The organism is Afipia massiliensis (assembly GCF_014203115.1).
GTDB classification, from domain to species: domain Bacteria; phylum Pseudomonadota; class Alphaproteobacteria; order Rhizobiales; family Xanthobacteraceae; genus Afipia; species Afipia massiliensis.
Window position 1 is genome coordinate 143404 of the sequence record NZ_JACHIJ010000007.1, and the last position, 25200, is coordinate 168603.

Annotated in this window: 28 protein-coding genes; 15 read left to right on the forward strand and 13 right to left on the reverse strand. The window is 62.9% G+C overall.

The genetic code is table 11. The features are described 5' to 3' along the window. Position 1 precedes the first annotated feature (1 nt). From pgsA to HNQ36_RS21830, 5 genes are all read left to right on the forward strand, one after another. Positions 2-616, forward strand: coding sequence for a CDP-diacylglycerol--glycerol-3-phosphate 3-phosphatidyltransferase (gene pgsA / locus HNQ36_RS21810; protein ID WP_137325179.1), 615 nt, complete (start codon positions 2-4; stop codon positions 614-616). Beyond that, positions 613-864: a molybdopterin converting factor subunit 1 gene (gene moaD / locus HNQ36_RS21815; RefSeq protein ID WP_046827546.1), complete on the forward strand. Its 252-nt coding sequence runs from the start codon at positions 613-615 to the stop codon at positions 862-864. The genes pgsA and moaD overlap by 4 nt, the downstream gene beginning before the upstream one ends. A gap of 67 nt (positions 865-931) precedes the next feature. Beyond that, positions 932-1411 carry a molybdenum cofactor biosynthesis protein MoaE gene (locus HNQ36_RS21820; protein WP_184088753.1) on the forward strand — a complete coding sequence of 160 codons (480 nt, stop codon included), beginning with the start codon at positions 932-934 and terminating at the stop codon, positions 1409-1411. Then, a complete protein-coding gene (prmB, locus tag HNQ36_RS21825) occupies positions 1411-2418 on the forward strand; it encodes a 50S ribosomal protein L3 N(5)-glutamine methyltransferase (protein WP_184088756.1) in 1008 nt (335 codons plus the stop codon). The genes HNQ36_RS21820 and prmB overlap by 1 nt, the downstream gene beginning before the upstream one ends. 24 nt (positions 2419-2442) lie before the next feature. Next, positions 2443-2904, forward strand: a complete 462-nt coding sequence (locus HNQ36_RS21830) for a nucleoside deaminase (protein ID WP_184088758.1) — start codon at positions 2443-2445, stop codon at positions 2902-2904. A 58-nt stretch (positions 2905-2962) separates the two neighbouring features. Here HNQ36_RS21830 and HNQ36_RS21835 read toward each other — a convergent pair whose 3' ends face one another. Both HNQ36_RS21835 and HNQ36_RS21840 read right to left on the reverse strand, forming a co-directional pair. After that, the gene (locus tag HNQ36_RS21835; RefSeq protein WP_184088762.1) at positions 2963-3616 is read right to left on the reverse strand and encodes a hydrolase; all 654 of its coding nucleotides are present in this window, start codon (positions 3614-3616) and stop codon (positions 2963-2965) included. A gap of 151 nt (positions 3617-3767) precedes the next feature. Then, positions 3768-4637: a pirin family protein gene (locus HNQ36_RS21840; protein WP_184088765.1), complete on the reverse strand. Its 870-nt coding sequence runs from the start codon at positions 4635-4637 to the stop codon at positions 3768-3770. A gap of 116 nt (positions 4638-4753) precedes the next feature. On the opposite strand from HNQ36_RS21840, the gene HNQ36_RS21845 reads away from it, so the two are divergent. Next, positions 4754-5668: a LysR family transcriptional regulator gene (locus HNQ36_RS21845; protein WP_184088768.1), complete on the forward strand. Its 915-nt coding sequence runs from the start codon at positions 4754-4756 to the stop codon at positions 5666-5668. Positions 5669-5706: 38 nt separating this feature from the next. Here HNQ36_RS21845 and HNQ36_RS21850 read toward each other — a convergent pair whose 3' ends face one another. Then, complete coding sequence (locus HNQ36_RS21850; RefSeq protein ID WP_184088771.1) at positions 5707-6819, reverse strand: branched-chain amino acid aminotransferase; 1113 nt, start codon at positions 6817-6819, stop codon at positions 5707-5709. A 236-nt stretch (positions 6820-7055) separates the two neighbouring features. On the opposite strand from HNQ36_RS21850, the gene HNQ36_RS21855 reads away from it, so the two are divergent. Genes HNQ36_RS21855 through HNQ36_RS21865 form a run of 3 tightly spaced genes read left to right on the forward strand, consistent with a single transcriptional unit; the run spans position 7056 to position 9743 of the window. Then, positions 7056-7613, forward strand: coding sequence for a MarR family winged helix-turn-helix transcriptional regulator (locus tag HNQ36_RS21855; protein WP_184088774.1), 558 nt, complete (start codon positions 7056-7058; stop codon positions 7611-7613). Next, positions 7610-8335, forward strand: coding sequence for a response regulator (locus HNQ36_RS21860; RefSeq protein WP_184088777.1), 726 nt, complete (start codon positions 7610-7612; stop codon positions 8333-8335). Before HNQ36_RS21855 ends, HNQ36_RS21860 begins: the two co-directional genes overlap by 4 nt. 19 nt (positions 8336-8354) lie before the next feature. Beyond that, positions 8355-9743 (forward strand): ATP-binding protein, encoded by a 1389-nt coding sequence (locus tag HNQ36_RS21865; protein ID WP_184088779.1) that lies wholly within the window; start codon positions 8355-8357, stop codon positions 9741-9743. Here the strand turns inward: HNQ36_RS21865 and proC are convergent, their stop codons facing one another. From proC to lgt, 8 genes are all read right to left on the reverse strand, one after another. After that, positions 9744-10580 carry a pyrroline-5-carboxylate reductase gene (gene proC / locus HNQ36_RS21870; protein WP_184088782.1) on the reverse strand — a complete coding sequence of 279 codons (837 nt, stop codon included), beginning with the start codon at positions 10578-10580 and terminating at the stop codon, positions 9744-9746. A 159-nt stretch (positions 10581-10739) separates the two neighbouring features. Continuing rightward, on the reverse strand, positions 10740-11240 hold the full coding sequence (locus tag HNQ36_RS21875) for a type III secretion system chaperone family protein (RefSeq protein ID WP_046827535.1): 501 nt from the start codon (positions 11238-11240) through the stop codon (positions 10740-10742). Positions 11241-11677: 437 nt separating this feature from the next. After that, positions 11678-12631 carry a ribose-phosphate pyrophosphokinase gene (locus tag HNQ36_RS21880; protein ID WP_040427486.1) on the reverse strand — a complete coding sequence of 318 codons (954 nt, stop codon included), beginning with the start codon at positions 12629-12631 and terminating at the stop codon, positions 11678-11680. A 184-nt stretch (positions 12632-12815) separates the two neighbouring features. Then, a complete protein-coding gene (locus tag HNQ36_RS21885; protein WP_184088785.1) occupies positions 12816-13430 on the reverse strand; it encodes a hypothetical protein in 615 nt (204 codons plus the stop codon). Positions 13431-13597: 167 nt separating this feature from the next. Further along, positions 13598-14527 (reverse strand): MerR family transcriptional regulator, encoded by a 930-nt coding sequence (locus HNQ36_RS21890; protein ID WP_184088788.1) that lies wholly within the window; start codon positions 14525-14527, stop codon positions 13598-13600. A gap of 55 nt (positions 14528-14582) precedes the next feature. Further along, complete coding sequence (pgeF, locus tag HNQ36_RS21895; protein WP_184088791.1) at positions 14583-15350, reverse strand: peptidoglycan editing factor PgeF; 768 nt, start codon at positions 15348-15350, stop codon at positions 14583-14585. Beyond that, entirely contained in the window at positions 15347-16456 is a 1110-nt protein-coding gene (locus HNQ36_RS21900; protein ID WP_184088794.1) for an SAM-dependent methyltransferase, read from the reverse strand. The genes pgeF and HNQ36_RS21900 overlap by 4 nt, the downstream gene beginning before the upstream one ends. A gap of 53 nt (positions 16457-16509) precedes the next feature. Continuing rightward, positions 16510-17355 carry a prolipoprotein diacylglyceryl transferase gene (lgt, locus tag HNQ36_RS21905; protein ID WP_184088797.1) on the reverse strand — a complete coding sequence of 282 codons (846 nt, stop codon included), beginning with the start codon at positions 17353-17355 and terminating at the stop codon, positions 16510-16512. A 367-nt stretch (positions 17356-17722) separates the two neighbouring features. On the opposite strand from lgt, the gene HNQ36_RS21915 reads away from it, so the two are divergent. Beyond that, the gene (locus tag HNQ36_RS21915; protein WP_184088802.1) at positions 17723-17986 is read left to right on the forward strand and encodes an accessory factor UbiK family protein; all 264 of its coding nucleotides are present in this window, start codon (positions 17723-17725) and stop codon (positions 17984-17986) included. Positions 17987-18449: 463 nt separating this feature from the next. Beyond that, positions 18450-18920, forward strand: coding sequence for a TetR-like C-terminal domain-containing protein (locus HNQ36_RS21920; protein ID WP_246395487.1), 471 nt, complete (start codon positions 18450-18452; stop codon positions 18918-18920). Positions 18921-18963: 43 nt separating this feature from the next. Here HNQ36_RS21920 and HNQ36_RS21925 read toward each other — a convergent pair whose 3' ends face one another. Further along, positions 18964-19974: a Bug family tripartite tricarboxylate transporter substrate binding protein gene (locus HNQ36_RS21925; protein WP_184088808.1), complete on the reverse strand. Its 1011-nt coding sequence runs from the start codon at positions 19972-19974 to the stop codon at positions 18964-18966. Positions 19975-20077: 103 nt separating this feature from the next. Then, the gene (locus HNQ36_RS21930) at positions 20078-21190 is read right to left on the reverse strand and encodes an HD domain-containing phosphohydrolase (protein WP_184088811.1); all 1113 of its coding nucleotides are present in this window, start codon (positions 21188-21190) and stop codon (positions 20078-20080) included. A 183-nt stretch (positions 21191-21373) separates the two neighbouring features. Here HNQ36_RS21930 and HNQ36_RS21935 point away from each other — a divergent pair, with 183 nt between their 5' ends. From HNQ36_RS21935 to ychF, 4 genes are all read left to right on the forward strand, one after another. Continuing rightward, on the forward strand, positions 21374-22438 hold the full coding sequence (locus HNQ36_RS21935; protein WP_246395488.1) for an acyltransferase family protein: 1065 nt from the start codon (positions 21374-21376) through the stop codon (positions 22436-22438). A 255-nt stretch (positions 22439-22693) separates the two neighbouring features. Next, entirely contained in the window at positions 22694-23419 is a 726-nt protein-coding gene (locus tag HNQ36_RS21940) for a 50S ribosomal protein L25/general stress protein Ctc (protein ID WP_184088814.1), read from the forward strand. A 27-nt stretch (positions 23420-23446) separates the two neighbouring features. Continuing rightward, entirely contained in the window at positions 23447-24052 is a 606-nt protein-coding gene (gene pth / locus HNQ36_RS21945) for an aminoacyl-tRNA hydrolase (protein WP_184088817.1), read from the forward strand. A 33-nt stretch (positions 24053-24085) separates the two neighbouring features. Further along, entirely contained in the window at positions 24086-25183 is a 1098-nt protein-coding gene (ychF, locus tag HNQ36_RS21950; RefSeq protein WP_184088820.1) for a redox-regulated ATPase YchF, read from the forward strand. Positions 25184-25200 lie beyond the last annotated feature (17 nt).

A 25200-nucleotide genomic window follows, 5' to 3' on the forward strand; every position in this document is an offset into this window, starting at 1 on the left:
CATGACCAGTGTCGCCGCCCCGAAGCCAGCGAAACGCTCGCTGTCTTTGCCCAATATCCTGACGTACTCCCGGATCGCCGCCATCCCGGTGGTGATCGGCTGCATGTATGCGCAGTCCATCATGGGTGCACCGCTGTGGCTGCGCTGGGTTGCGCTGTTCGTGTTCATCGCCGCGGCCATCACCGATTTTCTCGATGGCTATTACGCTCGGATCTGGGACCAGCAATCGTCGCTCGGCAAGATGCTGGACCCGATCGCGGACAAGCTCCTGGTGGCGTCGTGCCTGCTGATGCTGGCGGCGGACGAAACCATTCGCGGCTGGTCGCTGTGGGCGGCCATCGTCATCCTGTGCCGCGAGATTCTGGTGTCGGGCCTGCGCGAATATCTCGCCGTCATCCGCATCAGCGTACCCGTGTCACAATTGGCGAAGTGGAAGACGACCGTGCAACTTGTTGCCATCGGCTTCCTGATCGCGGGCGAGGCAGGCGAAATGATCCTGCCGCCGACCGTCCTGATCGGCATCACGCTGTTGTGGATTTCGGCAATTCTCACCATCTACACCGGATGGGATTACCTCCGTGCAGGAATCCATCATCTGACCGAGGAAGACCGGTGAAGGTGCTCTATTTCGCTTGGGTGCGCGAACGTATCGGCAAGACCGAGGAAACGCTCGATCCGCCCGCGGATGTGCGCACCGTCGCGGACCTGATGCAGTGGCTGGTGGCGCGGGGCGAGGAATACGCCAACGCATTCGCGTCGCCGCGCACCATCCGCGCCGCGATCGACCACACGCATGTGAAGCCCGACACCGCGATCGCCGGCGCGCGCGAGATCGCGTTCTTTCCGCCGATGACCGGCGGTTAACGCGCATGATCCGGAAAAGTGGGAACCGGTTTTCCGATAAGATCATGCGCAAAACTGAAAAAGCTTTATGACGACGCCCGTCACCATCCGAATTCAGTCCGCGGACTTCGACATCGCCGCGGAAATCGCGGCGCTGACCAAGGCGCGTCACGACGTTGGCGCGGTGGTCAGTTTTTCGGGGATCTGCCGGGGCGGCGAGGGCAAGGACGCCATCGCGGCGATGACGCTCGAGCATTACCCCGGCATGGCCGAAGCCGAGATCGGGCGGCATGTGTCCGAAGCGATTGCGCGCTGGCCGCTGACCGGTGTCACGGTGATCCATCGTTATGGCCGCGTGGTGCCGGGCGACAACATCGTGCTGGTGCTGACGGCCTCGGTTCATCGCGAGGCGGCCTTTCAGGCGGCTGAATTCCTGATGGACTATCTCAAGACCAACGCGCCGTTCTGGAAATCCGAGGAACGCGCGGGCGGTGGCGACTCTCCTTCAACAAGCTGGGTCGATGCGCAGGCCCATGACGACAACGCAGCCGCGCGGTGGAAAAAATAATGGCGAAGAAAACGAAGTCCGCGGCCGCGAAGGCGTCCGCAAAACGCGTTGTAACGCGCGCAAAGCCGAAGAAACTACTGAAGCCCGCAGCGCCGCCGAAGGTCGCCCCGGGCGAGCTCGTGACGCTGCTCGACCTGATGCGCTACGGCGTCAGCCGCTTCATTGAATCCGATGTGGTGTTCGCCCACGGCACCACTGATCCTGTGGCGGAGGCGGCATTTATCGTTTGCGAGGCGCTGCATCTGCATCCGGACCAGTTCGAGATGTTCGCGGGCGCGCGGGTCACCTCGCACGAGGCGCGCAGGATTCTGGGGCTGATCGAAAAGCGCATCGCCACCCGCAAGCCTGCCGCCTATCTCGTCAACAGGATCTACATGCGCGGGCTCCCGTTCTATGTCGACGAGCGGGTGATCGTGCCGCGCTCCTTCATCGGCGAACTGCTGGATTCGCACTTCAGCGGCGAGGTCGAGGAGGAAGGTGGTTCGCTGATCGACGATCCGATCAACGTGACGCGGGTGCTCGATCTTTGCACCGGCTCGGGTTGCCTCGCGATTTTGGCGTGCCAGAGTTTCCCCAATGCAACCGTGGACGCGGTAGACATTTCACCCGATGCGCTGGCGGTGGCTGCGCGCAATGTCGCCGACTACGGCCTCGAGGATCGCGTGTCGCTGTATCAGGGCGATCTGTTCGATGCGGTGAATGATGCGCGCTACGATCTCATCATCACCAATCCGCCTTATGTCGATGCCGAGGGTATGGCGGGGCTGCCGCGCGAGTGTTTGCACGAGCCGTCGATTGCGTTCGATGGCGGCGATGACGGTCTCGACATCGTGCGCAAAATTATCGACGCGGCGAAAGATCACCTGACGCCCGATGGCGGCTTGCTGTGCGAGATCGGCCGCGGCCGCGACGTGCTGGGAGATGCTTATCCGAACCTGCCGTTATTGTGGCTCGACACCGAGGACTCCGACGGCGAGGTGTTCTGGCTTCCGGCAGAGGCGCTCTGATCCGCACTGACAGGGAGAGACTGCATGTCCGCTGAACGCTTTTTGTGTGAAGCGATCGGGCTGGCGCGCGACAACGTCCGCCGCGGTGGCCGCCCGTTCGGCGCGGTGCTGGTCAAGGACGGAAAGACGATCGCAACCGGCGTGAACGAGATCGCAGCGACTGGCGATCCCACCACACATGCGGAGTTGCAGGCGATCCGCGCCGCGAGCAGTGTGCTCGGCTCGCCGCGGCTTGATGGTTGCGCGATCTATGCCAGCGGACATCCGTGCCCGATGTGTCTGGCCGCGATGCATCTCACCGGCATCACCGAGGTGACGTACGCCTATTCCAACGAGGACGGCGAACCTTTCGGCCTTTCGACGGCGGCCATCTATGCTGAGATGGCGCGGCCGCTACCTGAGCAGTCTCTGAAGATTGCCTATCTCCCGGTTCGTCCGGACGGAGAAGAAAATCTCTACAAGATGTGGAAGTCTGCCGCCCGATAGGTTCAGTCGTGCTCGACGGGCAGGGCGGGCGAGGCCTGCGCGGCCCCGCCCGCATGACTTACTTCTTTGCGCGCTCGGCCTGATCCCAGGCGAACTGCAAACCGGCGGTACCGCCCAGTTCGATGTTGATGTCGAGGAACGCCGGTACGGTGTCGGTGCGTTTCCAGTCGCGCTGAAGTTCGCACAGCAGCTGCACGAGCGTGATCATCTTGCCGCCGGCCTGCTCGATCCGGCGCAACGCCATGTCGTGCGCGACGACCGACGTGCCGCCGACCGCATCGACCACGACATAGACTTCGTATCCTTCCTTGAGCGCGTCGAGCGCGGGGAAGGTCAGGCAGGCCTCGGTCCACAGCGCCGTCATGATCAGTTTCTTGCGGCCGGTGGCTTTCACGGCCTTGAGGAATTCGACGTCCTCCCAGGAATTGATCGTGGTGCGGTCGTATGTCGGATAATCCGCCAGCACCTTCTGGAGCTGCGAAATCGGCGGCTTGTTGAGGCCGGTCTTCACGTTGACCGTGGAGTGGACGATGGGAAGGCCATAGGCGACGGCGGTCTTCGCGGTGCCGACGATGTTCTTCACCATCGCCGGGCGATCCATCGAGGCGATCGAGTTCACCTGAACCGGCTGATAGTCGATGACGATGAACGCTGCGTTCTGCGGCGTGAGCAGATGATCCTTGACCGGATCGCGGATGGCTTCGCTGGTCATGATGGTTTTCCTTCCTTCAAATGCTCGCAAGGGTGCCGTGCGCAGGCCACGCCTCCGCCGGTCGGGCAGGGCGAGCGCTCTGCCCCGATGTGATATTCTTGAGAAAGACTCCGGCCTGGTCAGTCAGGCCGGAGTCGTATCTTTGCTTGGCTTAGGCTTGGGCTATTGCGCCGAAACGACCCGCATTGAAGTCGTCGATCGCCTGACGGATCTCCGCCTCGCTGTTCATGACGAACGGACCGTGGCCGACGATCGGCTCATCGATCGGCTCGCCTGTGAGCACCAGCACGATGGCATCGCTGCTTGCATCGATGGTAGCGTTGCTGCCGTTGCGATCAAGCAGCACCATTTCCGCTTCGCCCGCGTCCTGCGTGCCGTTGACCGTGATCCGGCCGGAGACAACGACCAGCATGGTGGTGTGGCCCTCGGGAAGATCGAGGGTAACGGCCGCGTCGCGGTTCAGCCTCACGTCCCAAAGGTTGATCGGCGTGAACGTCCGCGCCGGACCCTTGCGGCCATCGAAGGCGCCGGCAATCAACCGCACCCGCCCTGCGTCACCGGGCAGATCGACCACAGGAATGTCGCCATCAGTGATGGTCTGATAGCCCGGCTGGCTCATCTTGTCCTTCGCGGGGAGATTCACCCAAAGCTGCATCATGCGAAACGGCCCGCCGCTGCGCATGAAGCCGCGCGAGTGAAACTCCTCGTGCAGGATTCCTCCGGCCGCCGTCATCCACTGGACGTCGCCGGGGCCGATCACGCCACCCTTGCCGGTGGAGTCCCGATGCTCGACTTCGCCGTCGTAGACAATCGTCACGGTCTCGAAGCCGCGATGCGGATGCTGTCCGACGCCGCGCGGCTTGGCTGCGGGATCGAAGTAGTGCGGCCCGGCCTGGTCGAGCAGCAGAAACGGGCTCGCGTGCTGGCCGAGCGTGTCATAGGAAAACAGCGAGCGGACCGGAAAGCCGTCGCCGACCCAGTGCATGTTGGGATTGCTGTAAACGCCAAGAACCTTCTTCATCTCGGATCTCCTTGGAGCATCGGGGCGATCCCCGATTGCTGATGAGAAGGTTGTATTCTTCGGACGATACCGCAGAAAGATTGTAAATCGGCACGCTGCGTCCTATAAATGGGACGATGCAGGATCTCAACGATCTCTACTATTTCGTCCAGGTGGTGGACCGTGGCGGCTTCGCCGCCGCCGGGCGCGCGCTGGGAATGCAGAAATCAAAACTGAGCCGCAGGATCGCGCTGCTGGAAGAGCGGCTCGGTGTTCGACTGATCCAGCGCTCCACGCGGCGTTTTTCGGTCACCGAGATCGGGCAGGAATATTACGAGCGCTGCGTCGCCGTTCTGGTCGAGGCGGAGGCTGCGCAGTCGGTGATCGAGCGGGTCCGCTCTGAACCGCAGGGCGTGATCCGCGTCGCTTGTCCAACCGCGCTGCTCAACTTTCAGTTCGGCGAACTGATCGCGCGTTTCATGATCGAGAATCCGCGCGTTGAAATCCATCTTGAGAGCACCAACCGGCGTGTGGATGTGATCGGCGAAGGATTCGATATGGTGATCCGGGTCCGCTTCCCGCCGCTCGAACATTCCGAGCTGGTGATGCGGCGGCTCGACGAAAGCACGCAGTGTCTGGTGGCCAGTCCTTCATTGATTGAAGGCCGAAAGCTCCCCGAAAGCCCTGCGGATCTTCACGACTGGCCGAGTCTCGATCTGGGGCCAGCGCATCGTGAGCATAGCTGGTCGCTCGAACAGTCCGACGGCAAGACGGCCATTGTTCCGCATGCGCCCCGGCTTGTGACCGACGACATGGCCGCGCTGCGCGAGGCCGCGATCAAGGGTGTGGGCATTGTGCAGCTGCCGACAATGATGATCTGGCAGGATATCCAGGCAGGGCGGCTGACTCATGTCCTGCCGCAATGGATTCCCAAGAGCGGGATCATTCACGCGGTCTTCCCGTCACGCCGCGGACTGCTTCCGTCCGTGCGCGCGCTGGTGGACTTCATGGTGGGCGAGTGTGGCGCGCGGCGCCGCGCGATCAGTGCGTGAAGAAGGGGAGGCGGCGGAAATGATTCCGCCGCCGCCGGTTACAGGACCTTCCGGATCCAGTTGTGCGTGTCGGCCGCGCGGCCGTACTGGATGTCGACCAGCTTTTTGCGCAGTCCCATCGCGACGGGACCAGCGGCGCCGCCGTTGATGAGAAAGTCGCCGCTCGCGGAACACACCTTGCCGATCGGCGAGATGACGGCCGCGGTGCCGCAAGCGAAGGCTTCCTTGAGCTTTCCACTGGCCGCGTCGGCGCGCCACTGGTCGATGGTGTAGAGTTCTTCGCGCACGCGCGTGCCGGTTTCCTTGGCGAGCGCGATGATCGAATCCCGGGTGATGCCCGGCAGGATCGTGCCGAGCGGTGGTGTCAGCAGCGAGCCGTCGTCGAACGCAAAGAACACGTTCATGCCGCCGAGTTCCTCGATGTAGCGGCGCTCGATCGCATCGAGAAAAACCACCTGATCGCAACCGTGATCGATCGCCTCGGCCTGCGCGCGCAGGCTTGCGGCGTAGTTTCCGCCGCATTTGACGGCGCCGGTGCCGCCGATCGCAGCGCGTGTGTAGTTCTCCGACACCCAGATCGACACGGGCGCAGGTCCGCCCTTGAAGTAGGATCCGACCGGCGATGCGATGACGGCGAAGATGTATTCCGAGGACGGCTTCACGCCGAGGAAGACCTCGTTCGCGATCATGAAGGGCCGCAGATAGAGACTGCCCTCGCCACCGGGGATCCAGTCGCGGTCGATGCGCACGAGTTGCTCAACCGCTTCGATGAACACAGGCTCGGGCAGCGGCGCCATGGCCATCCGCTCAGCCGAATTCCGGAAGCGCCGGGCATTGGCGTCGGGACGGAAAAGGTTGACGCCGCCGTCGTCGCGCTTGTAGGCCTTGAGGCCTTCGAAAATCTCCTGAGCGTAATGGAGGACGGCCGTGGCCGGATCGAGCGCGAAATTCGCCCGGGATTCGACGCGCGCGCCATGCCAGCCCTTCGCCTGGCTGTAGCGAACCACAGCCATGTGATCTGTGAAAATCCGCCCGAAGCCAGGGTCAACGAGCTTTGCCGCGCGCTCCTTCTCGGGCGTCGGATTGGTCGCGGGCTGCTTTTCGAATTCCAGCAACATCGCGCCATCGATTTTATCGAACGAAACTCCCATCGCTTTCCTCCAGATCCGCCGGTCCTGTTTCAGGAGCCGGCAGGCGCTCGTTCGTTTGTCGAGAGCGGTTAAGTCCAGTATGTTTCGTGGAATGTCGACCGACAATCGCACGGCGAAAAATTCGCTTCTTTTCCGGCCGAAGTTTTCAGGAACTCCGAGAGCCCGGCCACGGCGAAATATCCGAATATTTCGTGAAGCTTGGTCTTTTTGTAATATTGAACCCAAGATATGTCAATATGCCTGACGTAAATTTCAAAACGCAGGGTGCAGGGCAGCCTTCCGCCAAGGAGGGAAGTGTCGGCGCATCGTCGCGCGGCGATCAGCGCTGGGACATCATCGAGCTGCTGTTTTTCGCCTATCGGGACTTTGTCGGCGATGCCGACCACGTGCTGGAGGAATTCGGCTTCGGCCGTGCCCATCACCGGGTGGTGCACTTCGTGACGCGCTATCCCGGCCTCAAGGTCGCTGACCTGCTGGACGTGCTGCGGATCACCAAGCAGTCGCTGGGGCGTGTCCTGAAACAGCTGCTCGACGAGGGCTATATCGTTCAGAAGGCCGGCGATAACGACCGACGTCAGCGTCTTCTTTTCGCCACCCCGAAAGGCGAGGCCCTTGTGGCGAAACTGGCCGGATTGCAGACCACGCGCATCAACCGCGCGCTTGAGGCGATCGGCCCGGAGGGGGCCGACGCCACGCGCCAGTTTCTGCTCGGCATGATCGACGATACCGATCCCGACAAGGTGCTGGAGGGAATCCTCCGAAGCGGCCGCACGACGGCGAAGGATGCAAGGTGATCGACATCGCAACACCGGAGCGAATCCGCCAGCAGCTGGCCGACGATGCGCCGCATCTGCTGCTGGTCGATGACGACCGCCGTATCCGCGATCTGCTGTCGCGGTTCCTCGGCAACGAGGGCTATCGCGTTACCACGGCCAAGAGCGCTGCCGATGCGCGCGCTAAGCTGACCGGCCTGCATTTCGATCTGTTGATTCTCGACGTGATGATGCCCGGCGAAACCGGCTTCGATCTCGCGCGCTCGATCCGCGTATCTTCCGCGGTGCCGATCATCATGCTCACCGCGCGGCATGAAGCCGAAAGCCGGATCGAGGGATTGCAGATCGGCGCCGACGATTACGTGGCCAAGCCGTTCGAGCCGCGCGAACTGGTGTTGCGCATTGCGAATATCCTGAAACGCGCCGCGCCGGTGATCGCGCCGCCGGTAGAGTCGGTCGCGTTCGGGCCCTATGTTTATCATCTCGAGCGCGGCGAACTGCGCGACGGCGACAAGATCATCCATCTCACCGACCGCGAACGTGACATGCTGCGCATTCTTAGCGCGACGCCAGGCGAAACCGTGCCACGCGGCGCGCTGACCGGCGGCGACGGAAGCGCCAACGAGCGCGCGGTGGACGTGCAGATCAACCGGCTGCGGCGCAAGATCGAGCGCGATCCCGCCAATCCGCTGTTCCTGCAGGCCGTGCGCGGCATCGGCTACCGCCTCGTGGCGTCGCCGTAAGCATGGCGGACGCTTCATTATGAGCACGCTCGACACCGGCCTCACATTTATCCGCACAGCGTCGCGGCGCGTGTCGGACGCCAGCGGATGGCTGGGCCGCTGGTTCAAGGAGCTGATGCCGAAGGGGCTCTATGCCCGGGCGCTGCTGATCATCATCGTGCCGATGGTGATCCTGCAGTCGGTGGTCGCCTTCGTGTTCATGGAGCGGCACTGGAACACGGTGACGCGGCGTCTGTCCGCCGCCGTGGTGCAGGACATCTCCGCGCTGATCGACGTCTACAGATCATTCCCGCAGGACAAGGACCGCACGCAGATCAAGCGGATCGCGCAGCAACGTCTCGGATTGGTGGTGGATTTCTTGCCCGTCAACGACATGCCGGCGCCGGGGCCGAAGCCGTTCTTCTCGCTGCTCGACCAGACATTGTCGGTGCAGCTCAGCCGCCAGATCGCGCGCCCGTTCTGGATCGACACCGTGGGCCGCTCGTCGCTGGTGGAAATCCGCATCAAGCTCGACGACACGGTGATGCGCGTCTTCGCGCAGCGCAGCGCGGCCTATGCGTCGAATTCGGAAATCTTCATCTTCTGGATGCTGGGCACGTCATCGATCCTGCTGATCGTCGCGGTGCTGTTCCTGCGCAACCAGATCAAGCCGATCCTGCGGCTTGCGGACGCCGCGGAAAGTTTCGGCAAGGGCCGCGAGGTGCCGGATTTCCGGCCGCGCGGCGCGCGCGAGGTTCGCCGCGCAGCACTCGCCTTCATGGAAATGAAATCCCGCGTCGAACGCAGCATCGAGCAGCGCACCGCGATGCTGGCCGGCGTCAGCCACGATCTGCGCACCATCCTGACGCGCTTCAAGCTGGAGATGGCGCTGATCGGCGACAGCCCGGAAGTCGAGGGCATGCGCAAGGACGTCGACGAGATGAGCGGCATGCTGGAGGCGTATCTGTCCTTCGCGCGCGGCGACAGCGGCGAACACGCGCAGCCGACCGACATGGAGAAGGCGCTGGAAGAATTGCGCAGCGACGCCGAGCGCCACGGCCATGCCGCGACAGTGGTGTTTCATGGCCTGCCGGTGGTGATCGTGAAGCCTGCGGCGTTCAAGCGCTGCCTCGCCAACCTTGTCTCGAACGCGGCGCGTCATGCCGATGCAATTGCAATCACCGGCCACCGCGATCATCGCTATCTGACGGTGACGATCGATGACGACGGCCCCGGCATTCCGCTCGACATGCGCGAGGAAGTGTTCAAGCCATTCCTGCGGCTCGACGATGCGCGCAATCAGGACGAGGGCGGCACGGGTCTCGGTCTGGCGATTGCCCGCGACATCGCGCGCTCGCACGGCGGCGACATCACGCTCGGCGACAGCCCGCTGGGTGGATTGCGGGCGACGGTGCGGGTGCCAGTCTGATTACTTCGCCAGTTCCTTCGATCGCTTGGTCGCTGCGACGATCGCGCGGGTCAGCAGCGGCTGAAAGCCGCCCGGTCCCATCAACACCTCAAGCGCCGCCGCCGTGGTGCCACCGGGTGAGGTGACATTCTTGCGCAGTGTCGCGCTGTCTTGGTCCGAGCGATGCAGTAGCTCGCCCGATCCTGCGACGGTTTCGCGCGCAAGCTTTGTCGCCAATGCTTCCGGCAATCCGGCCGCCACGCCGGCGCGGGCGAGTTCTTCGGCGAGCAGGAACACATAGGCCGGGCCTGAGCCGGACACAGCGGTGACGGCATCCATCAGCGCTTCGTCCTCGACCCATTCGACGCTGCCGGTGGCGCGCAGCAGCGCATCGGCAACGGCGCGCTGGTTTGATGCAACGCCGTTCGCCGGCACCGCCACCGTGATGCCGCGTCCGATGGCGGCGGGGGTGTTGGGCATGGCGCGGATGACCTTGCCGCCGCAGACTTCGGTGAGGGCTGCGATGGTGGTTCCGGCCATGATCGAAACCACAAGCGTGGACGCGCCGACCAGCGGCCGCAGTTGCGGTCCGGCGTCGCGAAACATCTGCGGCTTCACCGCCAGCACCAGCACATCGGCGGTGCCGATGCTCTTTGTTTCCGGATTGAGCCGCACGCCGCGCGCGATGAAGTCGCGCGTCTCGTCGGAGGGATATGGCTCGATGATCGTCACGCGCGGGGCATCGAGGCCTTGCGCGAGCCAGCCGGACAGCATCGCGCCGCCCATCTTGCCAGCGCCTGCGAGCACGAGGGAGCCTTGGAAATTCTTCAGCGCGTTGGGGGATTGAGACGAAGTCATTGGAAACACCAGCGTCGTCCCGGCGAAGGCCGGGACCCATAACCACCGACTTTCCATTGAATCGGGGATTTTGCAACATGCGGCGGCCTATTGCCGGGGGAGTATGAGTCCCCGCTTTCGCGGGGACGACATCTCACAAGTTGCGCGTGCCTAGGAGGCTTACGCCTCGCCGGCGGTATCGAACATCGCGGCGGTCATGGCCTCCGCGGCGGTCTTGCCGGCCCAGACCACGAACTGCAGCGCGGGATAGTAACGCTCGCAGGCATGCAGCGCGCCGTCCAGCATCAGTTCGCACTGCGCGGGCGACGCGGTCATGCCGCCGGGCAGGATCAGCGCCTGCCGGTACATGATCGACCCGGTCGTCAGCCAGACGTCGAAATGACCGATCCACAGTTGCTCGTTGATCGCAGCGATCAGGCGCTGCACTTCGCTGCGCCGCGCCTCCGGGATTTTTATGTCGAAGGCGCAGGCCAGATGCAGCGCGTCGATGTCGCCCATCCAGGTGAACGACAGCTGATAGTCGGTCCACTGTCCCTGCGTCAGGATCGTGATCTCGTCCTGACCGGAGCGTTCGAACGACCAGTCATTCGTTGATGCGATTTCCTCGACCACCGACAGCGGGCTGTTCCGCGAATCCGTGATGATGTCCAGATGGGACATGCTGCCTTCACCCTGAGTTGACGTGGGATGTGAAACGCTGAACGAAACGCAAAGAACGAGCGAGGACTGTCGCTGCAAGTTCTCCGTTTACGATCATGACGGTCCAAGTTTCGGATCGTGCGCCGCAACGGCAACCTTGTGTCAAGATTGATCGGTGATTTGCGGAATCTGCGCAACGCCGTGCCGAATCCCGTCCACAGGCAAAGGGTTAATTTCGCCAGTCTTCAACAGGAAGCGGCGAGAGCGACGATGGATTCCGGTTTTGCGTCGAGCCGTGAGTCAATTCGTGAGTCCGCGCATGAGCTTAGGCGAGATCGCTTCACGTTTCGGCGCTCATACGCATGAGAACAAAACGGAATCGGACTCGCCGGGCGCGAGTCGCGCGCGCTCATTGCGCGCACAGGTCGAAGAAAAAATATTTTAAAGATATGAGCCGTTCAGTCGAACAGGCTCGACACCGACTCTTCGGAAGCGGTGCGGCCGATGGCTTCGGCGATCAGGGAAGCGACCGAGAGCACGCGGATGTTCGGAGCCTTGCGCATCGCGTCAGTCGGCTGGATCGAGTCGGTGATGACCAGTTCCTTGAGCCGCGATGAGGTGATGCGCGCAACCGCGCCGCCCGACAGAACGCCATGGGTGAGATAGGCCGAGACTTCCTTGGCGCCGTATTTGAGCAGCGCGTCGGCGGCATTCACCAGCGTGCCGCCGGAATCCACGATGTCGTCGATCAGGATGCAGTCGTAGCCGGCGACATCGCCGATCACGTTCATGACTTCGGATTCGCCGGCGCGTTCGCGGCGCTTGTCGACGATTGCCAGCGGCGCGTTGATCCGCTTGGCGAGGCCGCGTGCGCGGGCCACGCCGCCGACGTCCGGTGACACCACCATCACCTTGGCAAGGTCGAACTTGTCCTTGATGTCGCGCACCATCAGCGGCGAGGCATAAAGGTTGTCGGTCGGGATATCGAAGAAGCCCTGGATCTGGCCGGCATGCAGGTCGAGCGTCATGACGCGGTCCGCACCTGCATGGGTGATCATGTTAGCGACCAGCTTGGCCGAAATCGGGGTGCGGCCGCCGGCTTTGCGGTCCTGCCGTGCGTAGCCGAAATAGGGGATCACGGCGGTGATGCGGCGCGCGGAGGCGCGGCGCAGCGCATCGGTGATGATCAGCAATTCCATCAGATGGTCGTTGGTCGGAAACGACGTCGACTGGATAATGAAAACGTCGGAGCCGCGGACGTTTTCCTGAATCTCGACGAAGATTTCCATGTCGGCGAAACGGCGCACGCTCGCCTTGGTCAGCGGCACGCCGAGGACAGAGGAAATCTCGGCGGCCAATTCGGGGTTCGAATTGCCGGCCACCAGCTTGATGGAGCCATTCTTCGCTGAAATCGCAGCCTCTCCTCGTGATGTGGGGGAAACGCTCTTCAACATATCAACTGCTGCCTATGGAACCTGGATCGTGCTCTTCGCGCGCGCGTGCGTGATAACAAGGACCGAACGAGGCTGGCAATACAAAGCCAAGGATTAGGGCGCGTTTTCCTGCAAAAACCCGTGCCGCGCAGGGCTGGCATCCCTAATGGGCGTTGAAGGCGAGGGTTTGCATTTGTCCGGGGGCCGATTCAGGCCGATTCTCGTCGATCTGCGCGATGGCGGGGCCGGATCGCGGCGCAGCCGGTGGGGCGGTTTCCGGGGCCGGACCGCTTCCGCTGATCAGACCGTTCAGGCCGTTCAGGCCGGCCAGCGCAATCCGGCGCATCAATTGCTCGTCCGCGGTGGCCCAGGCGTCACGGCCGCCCTTGCCGCCGGGTTCCTCGCCGCTGAGGCGGATGGCGCGTTCCTGATCCCGGTCATAGACGTCCCAGACCCAGGCGATGGTGGTCTTGCCGCGCCGGACCTGCGCCGACAGGTAGCTGCGGACCCGGTAGGAGGCCTGCGCTTCGCGGGAGACGATGGTGAAACTGCGGGCGGCGGATTCCGTCTCCAGTGCGCGCACCAGCCGGTCGAACACCTGCGGCGGCGGGCCGTCGACGGATTCGAAGGCGACGGTCGGCCCAAAACTCGCGGTGGTCGCTACCGGGCCGGAGCCATTGGTGGTGCAGGCCGCCGTCAGGCTCAGCACAACGAGCAACAGGGGCATCCGCGCAAACCGCAGCGCCGTCGAAGTGATTGTTCGCCCTTTGAAATTCATGTCCGCCCCGAAGTCCGTCGCCGGCGGGCGTTGTGCCCTGCACGGCGGGGTTCGGTCCAGCGATATCGTTAATGAGCGTTAACGTCTAGGGCAGGCCGTGGGCAGGGTTTGCAATCCCCGACCACGGCCGCCGGCATTTGAGCCAAATCCGGGCGAAGACCGGAGCCTCAGCCCAGATGATGCTTCATGGCGTCGATGATCCAGGTCCACTCCCGGTTGGGACTGGTCTGAGGCGACTGGCCTTTCATGATCGCGACCAATTCCCAGTAGCGTACGGCGCGGGCATCATGCGCGGCGTATCTGGTTCGCAGCCACGCCTTGTAGGCGTCATCCGGCGCGCGGCCCATCACGCGCGCGGAGGTTTCCAGCCATTCCTGCGCAAGCTCATGGGCTCTCTCCGATTCCGGTCCAAACCCTTGCGCGATGGCGTCCTTGGCTTTCGCGATGAAGGGGTCGGCGGCTGCCTGCCAGGCGGCAAGATCGAAATTGGCGCCGTCCCAGACTTCCTTGGCGTTGGCGCGCATGGTGGCGACGAATTCCGGATCATCGAGAATCGCGGAGAGTTCGATCCACGCATCGCATTGCTCAGGTGTCGGATCGTCCGGCAGTTCCGGCGTGCTGGCCTCGATCATCTGCCGCATCCATTCGGGATCGATGCGGACGTCCTTGGACACCTGGCTGTAGAAGCGTTCGATCACGTTGCGGCGTTCGGTACGGGACAGATTGGTCATGGTCCAGAATCTCCTCAGGTCTGCTTCGGTAAGTTCGGGGGAACGGAGCGCGGCGCGCAGCGCGGATGCCACGCGGCGTTGCGAGGCGATCTCCGCCTCGAGTGCGCGCAGCCGCAGCTTCAGCGCGTCGGTCAGTGACAGTTCGTGCGACAGCACTTCGCGGATGGCGTCGAGACCGACGCCGGCGTCGCGCAGGCAGCGAATGAGATCGAGACGGACAAGCTCTTCGTCAGTGAAGACGCGATAGCCGCTTTCGGTCCGTCCCGCGGGCGGCAGCAATCCCTTGTCGGAATAGAACCGCAGTCGCCGGACCGAAACGCCGCTCAGGCGGGCTGCTTCTCCAATGGTGTAGGTTCGATGGGTCATGGAAGCGTTGTGAGGCTTCCACCGGGTGGAGAGTCAAGGCCGTTCGCTGGAGATTCTAGCCGTCCAGCACGATGGCGTGGATGTTGCGGCCGTAATCCGGTTCCTTGCGATGGGTCGTGCGGCGGTAACTGAAGAACCGCTCGTCCGCATAGGTGTCGACGCCGACGTCGTCGATCATCAGGATGCCCGCGCGCTCCAGCCGAAAGCGGATATAGCCCGCGAGATCGAACATCGCATGATCCGCGCGCGTGGACGGCACGAAGAAGCGCGCATTGCCCGCATCGCCTTCCGAGAACCGCGCGACGAATTCCGCGCCGACCTCGTAGCTCTGCTGGCGGATCAGCGGACCGATCGCGGCGATGATGCCGCTGCGCGATGCGCCGAGGCCTTCCATCGCGGCAATCGTGTTCTCGAGCACGCCGCCGATCGCGCCCTTCCAGCCGGAATGCGCCGCGCCGATCACGCGCGCTTGCGGATCGATGAACAGGATAGGTCCGCAATCCGCCGCGGTGACGCCGAGTGCGAGCCCGGGCACGTTGGTGACGATGGCATCGGCGCGAGGGCGCGTCTCCGTATTCCACGGTGCGGTGGCGACCGCGACATCGGGCGAGTGAATCTGGAACACGGTGAGGAACTGCGCAGGCGCGACGCCGAGATGCTCCGCCATACGCCTACGGTTCTCGGTGACATGCGCCGGATCGTCATTTGAGCCGATGCCGCCGTTGAGGCTCTGATAGATGCCGTTCGAGACCCCGCCCTCGCGGGAAAAGAATGCGTGGCGCAGGCCGGGCACAGCCGAGAGAAGCGACGACGAGAACGTCATGATTTGCCGTCCTGATCGGACAGCGCCGCCAGCGTGTCGATCTCGGGATGCGAGATGCCGAGCACCTTGAACAGCGACCCCATGCCTTCGGGACTCGGGCCGGTGAGGCGCGCCAGTCCGGCGGCCGTGAGTTTCTGGCTGTCTTCGGTGGCGTTCTTCATCAGCGCCTGCGCGCGGGTCTCGATGCCGAGGTTTTTGAGGAACACGCCTTGCTCCACCGGACCATGGGCGCGCGCGCCGATATCCTCGGCGGCGCGGGCGAGCGCCTGAAAATCCACATGCGCGGTGAGATCGGCGAGGCCCGCATTGCGCAGCGGGTTGGTGTAGTTGTGCCGCGCCACCGCCTGGAAGGTGTCGCCGGCGTCGCTGCGCAGATGGCCGTAGTCGATGATCAGCGCCGCGCCGCCCTGATCGCGGACCCGGCGCGCCAGCGTGATGATCTCGTTGTCCGGGCGCCATTCGAAAATCGCGCCGATCGGTGCGGCGCGCGCCAGCGGCGGCAGCAGCACCTCGAAACGCGGCATCGGATTCTCGGCCGTGCCGTAAGCGAGAATGCCGTCATCGATGCCGATGGTGCGCTCGTGCCATCCGGTTTCCTTCCTCACCGCCTGATGGATCGGCAGCGCATCGAAGAATTCGTTGGCGAGAATGATCGCGGGGCCCTCGGGAATGTCCTCGATCCGGTCGTACCATTCCACATAGGCCGCGTCGGCGAGCTTGTCCCGCTGCTTGTCGCGCAGCGTCGGGCTCGCCTCGACCAGATGCACGCTGATGGCATCGTGGAAGGCGGGCAAAATCCGCACCGCGCGCAGCGCGTCGGCCATCATGGTGCCGCGGCCCGGTCCGAGCTCGATGAACTTGACTTCCTCCGGCATGCCCATCGCATTCCAGACCGACGCCGCCCACAGGCCGATCAGTTCGCCGAACATCTGGCTGACTTCCGGCGCCGTGATGAAATCGCCGTCGCGGCCGAGCGGATCGCGCTTGAGATAGTAGCCGTATTGCGGATGCGTCAGGCAGATCTGCATGTACCGCGACACCGGCATCGGCCCGCTTGCGGCGATCTGCTTCCGGATCAGGGTTTCAAGCGGGGAATAATCGGACACGGCAATCTTTCAGAACAATCGGGAATCGCGAGTTCAAATATTATCTTACGCTATTACGCCTTGCTTGGCTTTGCATCCGCCGTTCGCGGTCCCCGCCGCCATGCGGCCGCGATGAAGGCGAGGCCGGCAATGATCATCGGAACCGACAGGATCATCCCCATCGTCAATCCGCCCCAGAGAAATCCCAGTTGCGGGTCGGGCTCGCGGAAAAACTCGCTGATGATGCGCGCCACGCCATAGAGCGCGGCAAACGCGCCGATGATCAGGCCGGGACGCTTCAGCGCGCCGCCGCGGATCATCAACGCCAGGACGATAAAGAGCACCACGCCTTCGAGACCGGCCTCATAAAGCTGGCTCGGGTGGCGCGGCAGCGGCCCGCCGTTGGGGAATACCATCCGCCACGGCACGCTCGCGTCCGCGGTGCGGCCCCACAACTCGCTGTTGATGAAATTCGCCAGGCGGCCCAGCAGCAGGCCGATCGGGCCGACCGCGCAGGTGACATCGCCGAGCGATAGCACCGGGATCTTGCGCTTCCAGCCGAACAGCAGCACCGCGATGACGCAGCCCATGAACCCGCCGTGGAACGACATCCCGCCGGTCCATAGCTTGAAGATCTCGGTGGGATGCTGCGCGAAGAAACCGAAATTGTAGAACAGCACATAGCCGGCGCGGCCGCCGAGGATGATGCCGAGCGTCACCCACAGGATGAAGTCGTCGAAATCGACCACCGTGAACGGCGCCTTGCCGCCCCACAACCGCTCGCTGCGGATGATCTTACGGGCATAGAGCCAGCCCAGCACGATGCCGCCGATATAGGCCAGCGCGTACCAGCGGATCGCGATCGGCCCGATGGCGATGGCTACGGGATCGAAAACGGGGAACGCGATGGTCAGCATCATGAGTGGGGCTGTTTCCGGCGGGTGCGCATTTCTGTTCGAAGCCTTGTCGAAAGCCTTGGCGCTTCGTGCGCAAAATTGGCACCGGTTTGCGACAGGAATATGCGTTTACGATCCGGATGTTTACATCTTGCGTCCCGGCAACGCCATCACCATTGTCTGGGCAAGCCAGCTAGTGGTCTGTTTCTAACATTCGCACCCCGTTTCAGCGGGCATCCTTGCGAATGTTAGAAACAAAGGACCACTAGGAAATATAGGTCGCTAGTGGAGTTTTGGATTTGACATTCGCTTCGCTGGCGTGTGGTTAGTTGGATAGCGAATGTCAAATCCACTCCACTAGACACGGTAATCGGCCCCTCGGAGTTACATGATGACCCAGACCAGCAACCGTTTTTTTGACGAGATCGCGCGCCTGATGAATGACGCCGCGGGCGCCGCTTCGGGCGTGAAGCGCGAGGTGGAAACCGTCGTGCGCAGCCAGGCCGAGCGCATCCTGAGCGACCTCGATCTCGTCAAGCGCGAGGAATTCGAGGCGGTGAAGGATATGGCCCGTCTGGCGCGCGAGGAGAACGAGGCGTTGAAGACGCGCATCGCCGCGTTGGAGAAAAAGCTCGGTCCCATCGCGGAGACGTGAGTTTCTTCCGTCTACCGAGAGAGTGACGAAAGCAAGTGATCCGCGATCCATCACCGGGTCGTCCCCGCGAAGGCGGGGACCCATATTCCCTAAGTGTGATGTGCAGCGAACAAGTTTCCAGCTTTCGCAAAAACGAGAGTGCGGTGGTTATGGGTCCCCGCCTTCGCGGGGACGACCGTTAGGCCCTTCGTGCCGTGCTCCGCGCAATTGCAGGAGCGCAACAGTCTGCTCCCGCGCAAAGCTGACTATTTGAATCGAAAAGATTCGAGTTCGCGCCAGAGGCGTTGACCAGTGTGCGCCAGAATCACGACTTTGATTGCGTGGGAGTAGCTTGACGAGCGCTGTCGTTGCGAGGTGAGCCGTGGCTCCATTTAACCGCACAAGTATCTCCGAAGTTGAGCACGTCATAAGAGCGCCCGCATCACGGTGGGACAAGAAGATTGCCGCCGATCTGGTTTCGGAAATGGAGGCCTTCTTCGGCAAGGTGGATACAATTCCGCAGATGAAGCAGGCCCTGGCCATCGCAGGCTACCAGGGGCTTCAGCGGCAGATTGAAAAGGCTGTCGAAGGAAAAGCGCATCTGGATGCGGTTCGGGCGATGGCGCATGCGATGCGCAGCTTTGCTCTCGGCAGTCCCGGATTGGCAGTCGCGTCATTTCGCGATCCGGATGTCGATAACTCCGAGTCCCAGAAAGCGGCAGGGCAACTGGCTCAGGTCGTGCTGCATGTTTTTGGCGACGCAGGCATCAACGGCGCAGTGGCGAGGCATGCGATCCGTATCCTCAAGAGCCTTGTCCGCGGATTCGTGCTCAATGAAATGTCGGCCCCGGTGGCTCGCCCGATGGAATATCAAAAGAGCTATGTCTTCGCTGTCGAGATGTTTGTTCGCGGCTTGACTGAGCTCCGGGATGCTTCAAGCACAAAAGAAGCCTGAGCGCATCGGATGATGCGCCGCAATTGCAGATTTTCGAATTGGATCAATCCAGCTTGATGCCCGCGGTTTTGATGACCTTCTCCCATTTCGCAGTTTCCGACGCGACATAGGCCGCCATCTCCTGCGGCGTGCTTTGCAGCGGGTCGATGCCTGCGTCGATCAGCTTCTGCTTGTTCGCGGGATCGTTGACCGCCTTGAGATAAGCCTCGCGCAGCTTTGCGATGATCTCGGGCGAGACTTTCGCCGGCGCGGAAAATCCCTGCCATGCCCATGCCTCGAAGCCCGGCACCGTGGCGGCGACAGCGGGCACGCCGGGCAGCCCGTAGAATTCACCGGGCGAGCACACCGCAATGGCCTTGATCGATTTCAGATTGAGCTGTGACCGCGCGGTGGCAAAGTCGACGAACATCATTCCGATCTGTCCGCCGGCGAGATCCTGCAGCGCAGGTCCCGCGCCTTTGTAAGGCACGTGGTTGAGCTTGATGCCGGATGACTGCGCGAACAGTTCAGCCGCCAGATGGAACGGCGAACCGACGCCGGCGCTGGCATAGTCGATGGAGCCGGGCGCTTTCTTCGCCGCGTCGATCAGCGCCTGCACCGAGCCGACATTGAGCTTGTCGGTGTTCACCAGCAGCACGATGGCGAAGCGTCCGGTCAGCGAGATTGGCGCGAAGTCCTTTTGCGGATCATAAGGCAGCTTTTGATACAGGCTTCTGTTGGACGCGTAGGTCGAGGTGTCGCCGAGCAGGAAGGTGTAGCCGTCGGGCTCGGCCTTGGCCGCGGCTTCGGCGCCGATCTGCGTTCCGGCGCCGGGGCGGTTCTCCACCACGATCTGTTGGCCGAGCGTTGCGCTCATCGAGGTCGCCACCAGCCGTGCAAAGAAATCGGTGCCGCCGCCCGCTGCATAGGGAACGATGAGACGCACCGGTCGCGCCGGATAGCCGGCCTGCGCCAAGGCGGGCGCTGTCAGACCTGCGGGTGCAGCCAAACCTGTGCCGAGCGCGGCGGCGGCTGTCATGAACGAACGGCGGGTGAGTGGCGTATCGATCGGCATGGACGTTCTCCCTGCGCGGCCGATACGTGCCGGCCGGCACTTTAATTAGTTGCAGATGCATCTAATCGCGTCCCGCGGCCGAAATCAACAGGTGGCGCGGAGCCTACGTCCCGAGCGCCACCGGGCGAAAAGCCTGGCGCAGCGCGCCGTCGAGCTTGTCGCCCATCAATTCCATGATGCCGAAGGCCTGTTCCGGCGTCATCGCCGCTGTGCTGGCGTCTGGCTCGAGCAGGCTGGCGTAAGTGTCCACCAGCGTCATGATGCGGACGATGTCGCTGATCTGTTGTGCCTGAAGGCCATCGGGATAGCCGGTGCCGTCGAGCATCTCGTGATGATGCAGCACGACGTCGAGCACCTCGCCGGGAAAGCCGCGTTGCTCTTTCAGCGCGTTGTATCCGAGCCGGGTGTGCTGGGCGAGGATAGTGCTTTCGTCGTCCGTCAGTTCGCTGCGCTTGTCGAGGATCGGCAGCGGCACGAATGCCTTGCCGACATCGTGAAGCAAAGCGGCGCGCGTCAGGCGGCGCTGGTCGTCCTCGCGCATGCCGAGATGGTGGGCGAAGGCGACCGCATAGCCGGTGACGTGAAGGGTGTGGCGATAGCTCTTGTTGTGGTGCTTGTTCACCGCGATCAGCCATTGCCGCAGCGAGCAGCGCTTCAGGGCGCGCAGAATCTGCGTCTCCGCCTGCATCACGTCGTCGAGCGAGAACGGCATTCCGGCGGGGAGCCGGCGGAAGATCTTCGACATCACGACCAGCGCTGCGGTAACACCGTTGCTCAGGATACGTGCGTCGGTGGCGTGCTCGTCTTCCGGTGTTTCCGGAAACACCTGGCGAATCCGCTGCAGGATGCTTTCGGGATGGAACGGCCGCTGGATCGTGTCGGTTGCGCCAAGCGCCCAGGCCTGCGCCGATCCATGATGGAGGGCGTCGGCCAGCACGAACAGCCGGGGCAGCGGCAGATAGGCCTTGCCGGTCAGCTTGCTGCGGACGCGCTGCACCGCCGTGGCCGAGGTGAGATCGATGTCGATGACGACGCCGGCAAAATCGCTGGCGGGCTGGTCGGGCAGATCGAAAATCGAAATCGCCTCGACGCTGCCAGCGTTTCTCAGGATGCGCGCAAGCTCCTCGCTCTGGTCTTCGCAATCCGATGCGAGCAGCAGACGCCGCGTGGATTGCGGTATATCTGCCAAAGCCGGGAGTTTTGCCAAAGCGGCCATGTCCGTCCTCTGCGGGGCGTTCGGTGGTTATCTACCCCCGTAGATGTAACGAAAAACCGGTTCCCGACCCTTAACAGGTATCCTTAACGGTGAGTGGCGGCGCCGCTCACGCAACCGTGGCTTCCGCTCGTCGTACCTTTATGAAAGTTGAATCAAATCCGGAGTCCGTCCGGATGGTAACGATTGAGTAAAGCGCGCAGCTTCATGCCGAAGATCCTGTCGATTCAGTACCTGCGCGCCGCCGCCGCTCTGATGGTGGTGTATTTCCATGCCGATGGCATGGCGCAGGAATATTTCAGTTTCCGCGGACTGTCGTTCGGTGCGGCCGGTGTCGATATCTTCTTTGTGATCAGTGGTTTCATCATGTGGATCACGACCGCGTCGGATCGGATCACGCCGGCGTCGTTCGCCGTGAACCGGATCATCCGCATCGTTCCGCTGTATTGGGTGATGACGCTGCTGCTCTATGGCGGCTGGCTGATCTTCCGCGATCCGGCGACGCTGCCGTCGCTGTGGAATCTGTTGCGGTCGCTGCTGTTCATCCCGTTCGTCTCGCCACGCACCGGCGAAATCCAGCCGCTGCTGATCGCCGGATGGACGCTGAATTTCGAGATGTTCTTTTACGCGGTGTTCGCCTGCGGACTTCTGATTGCGCGGCGTCATCGCGCATTGTTCGTCTGCACGATCCTCGGCGCGCTGGTGGCGTCGCCGCTGGTGATAACTCCGTCCGGTCCGGTGGCGCTGACCTATACCAGCCCGCTGCTAATCGAGTTCATGGTCGGCTGTCTGCTCGGCATCATGTATGAGCGCAGGGCGCTGCCCCGTCCGGCTGTTGCGATGTTCCTGCTCGTCATCGGGTGTGGTCTGCTGCTGACATCCGGGATGCTGTCGGCGGCGAACATCACCGCCGTGCGTTTCTGGCACTGGGGTCTGCCAGCATTCCTGATCGTGACCGCCGCGCTCGCTCTTGAATCGAAGCTGAAGCAATGGCGCCTGCCGATGCTGCTCGGCGATGCATCATATTCGATCTATCTCGCCCACGGCGTCGCGCTCTCTGCGGTGAAGAGCGCGGTTCTGTTGTCGGGAACGGGGGCATTACCCCATGTGTCAAGCGGGTTTATTCTCGCCGGAGGCGCCGCGAGCGTCGTGGCGGGTGTGGCAGTGTATTTTCTGATCGAAAGACCGCTCGTTGCGGCTTGCAAGTCATCGCTCGGGAAACGGCGCCGCCAGTTGGCCCAGCCCGCGTAAGGCGTGGCCTGGGCTGGACGGGCTCCGGAAGCCCGGCTGTGACCGCAGCGCCGGGCTGATCGGCCGTTGGGAGGGGTTTTTGGGGCTTTTGAGACCCAAAATCGGCTACAAAACCCCCTCATTTCCTTGTCTTTCCGGCGCTTTGAGGCTAAGAACCCGCCACGTCCGCGGCCCCCGCACCCCTGGAGGCTTGTCGCGGCGTGAAACCGGGCCGCTTTGCGGCCCTTCACTTTTCAAGACTCAAGGAACTGAACAATGGCGACCGTCAAGGAATTGAAGGCGACCGCTCGTCCGAAGGCCGGCAAGGGGGCCGCTCGGGCTGAACGTCGCGCTGGCCGTATCCCGGCAGTGATCTATGGCAACAACCAGCCCCCGCTCACGATCTCGCTCGACGACGCTGAACTGCGTCTGCGCATCAATGCCGGACGTTTTCTCACCACCGTCCACGACATCGAACTGGACGGCAAGAAGCACCGCGTGATTCCGCGCGACTTCGCCCTCGATCCGGTGCGCGACTTCCCGCTGCATGTGGATTTCCTCCGCCTTGGCGAAGGCGCCAAGATCCGCGTCAGCGTTCCGCTGCACGTCCTGAATGCGGAAACCGCGCCGGGCGTGAAGCGCGGCGGCACGGTCAACATCGTGACCCACACCATCGAACTCGAAGTGCCTGCTGACAACATCCCGCAGTACCTCGAAGCCGACGTCGGCAAGCTCGATATTTCGAACTCGCTGCACATCACCGACATCAAGCTGCCCGCCAACGTCAAGCTGTTGACGCGTGACGACGCGACGCTGGTCACCATCGTTCCGCCGTCGGGCTACAACGAAGAACTGAAGGCTGCTGCTGCGGCTGCTGCCGGTGGCGCAGCTCCTGCGGCCGGTGCTGCTCCTGCGGCCGGTGCTGCGGCTCCTGCGGCTGGCGCGAAGGCGCCTGCGGCTGCCGCTGCCAAGGCGCCTGCTGGCGGCGACAAGAAGAAGTAAGCGGCCAAAACGTAGAGAACCCGCGCCATGCGCCTGTTCGTCGGACTGGGCAACCCCGGCACGAAGTATCAGGGCAACCGGCACAATATCGGGTTCATGGCTGTCGACGAGATCGCGCGGCGTCACGGATTTGGTCCGTGGCGCCGTCGCTTTCAGGGCGAGACCTCCGAGGGCCATCTCGGCTCCGGGCGAGTCATTCTGCTGAAGCCCACGACTTATATGAACGAGTCGGGCAACGCGGTCGGCGAAGCAACGAAGTTCTTCAAGATGGGCGTCGGCGACATCACGGTGTTTCACGACGAGATTGAGCTGCCGCCCGCGAAGCTGCGCGTCAAGATCGGCGGCGGTATCGCGGGGCATAACGGGTTGCGCTCGATCTCCGCACATGTCGGCAATGATTATCGCCGCGTGCGGCTCGGCGTCGGGCATCCCGGCGTCAAGGAACTGGTGCATCAGCACGTCTTGTCCGATTTCGCCAAAAGCGAAATGCCCTGGGTAAGCGCGCTGTGCGAAGCGGTTGCTGACAACGCAGCGTTTATCGTCACCGGGCAGGACGCGTCGTTTGCAAACAAGGTGCATCTTGCGATGGATGCAAAAGGATTCACATCGAAGGACGACGGCGGCGCAAGCTAGTTCGCGCATCGTCCGGAAAATTCAGGGCAGGTTATGGGTTTCAAATGCGGCATCGTCGGACTGCCCAACGTCGGCAAGTCCACACTGTTCAACGCGCTGACGGAAACGGCGGCGGCGCAGGCGGCGAACTATCCGTTCTGCACCATTGAGCCGAATGTCGGTGCGGTCGCTGTGCCTGATCCGCGGCTCGACAAGCTGTCGGCGATTGCGAAGTCGCAGCAGATCATCCCGACGCAATTGACGTTCGTGGATATCGCGGGCCTCGTGCGCGGCGCGTCCAAGGGCGAAGGCCTCGGCAACCAGTTCCTCGCCACTATCCGCGAGGTCGATGCGGTGGCGCATGTGGTGCGCTGCTTTGAGGACTCCGACATCACTCATGTCGAAGGCAAGATCGCGCCGCTGGCCGACATCGAGACCATCGAAACCGAATTGATGCTGGCCGATCTCGACAGCCTTGAGAAGCGCGTCGACAATCTGTCCAAGAAAGCCAAGGGCAACGACAAGGACGCCAAGGAGCAGCTCGAACTGGTCGATCGCGCGCTGAAGCTGCTGCGCGACGGCAAGCCGGCGCGTTTCCTCGAGCGAAAGGCGGAAGAAGAGCGCGCGTTCCGCATGCTCGGCCTGCTGACGTCGAAGCCTGTTCTATATGTCTGCAACGTCGAAGAGGGCGCTGCCGCCACCGGCAACGCATTTTCGCAAGCGGTGTTCGAGCACGCCAAGAAAGAGGGCGCGGTCGCGGTGGCGATTTCGGCCAAGATCGAATCCGAGATCGCGACGCTGTCACGGGAGGAGCGCGTCGATTTCCTCGATACGCTCGGGCTGGAAGAAGCCGGTCTCGATCGCCTGATCCGCGCCGGTTATGAGCTGCTTCATCTCATCACGTATTTCACGGTCGGCCCCAAGGAAGCCCGCGCCTGGACCATCACCAAGGGCACCAAAGCGCCTGCGGCGGCAGGCGTGATCCATACCGATTTTGAGAAGGGTTTCATCCGCGCCGAAACCATCGCCTATGACGACTACATCGCAAACGGCGGCGAGGCCGGCGCGCGCGACACCGGCAAGCTGCGGCTGGAAGGCAAGGAATACGTTGTCGCCGACGGCGACGTGATGCATTTCCGGTTTAATACCTGAGCACCGAACGGCGTCAT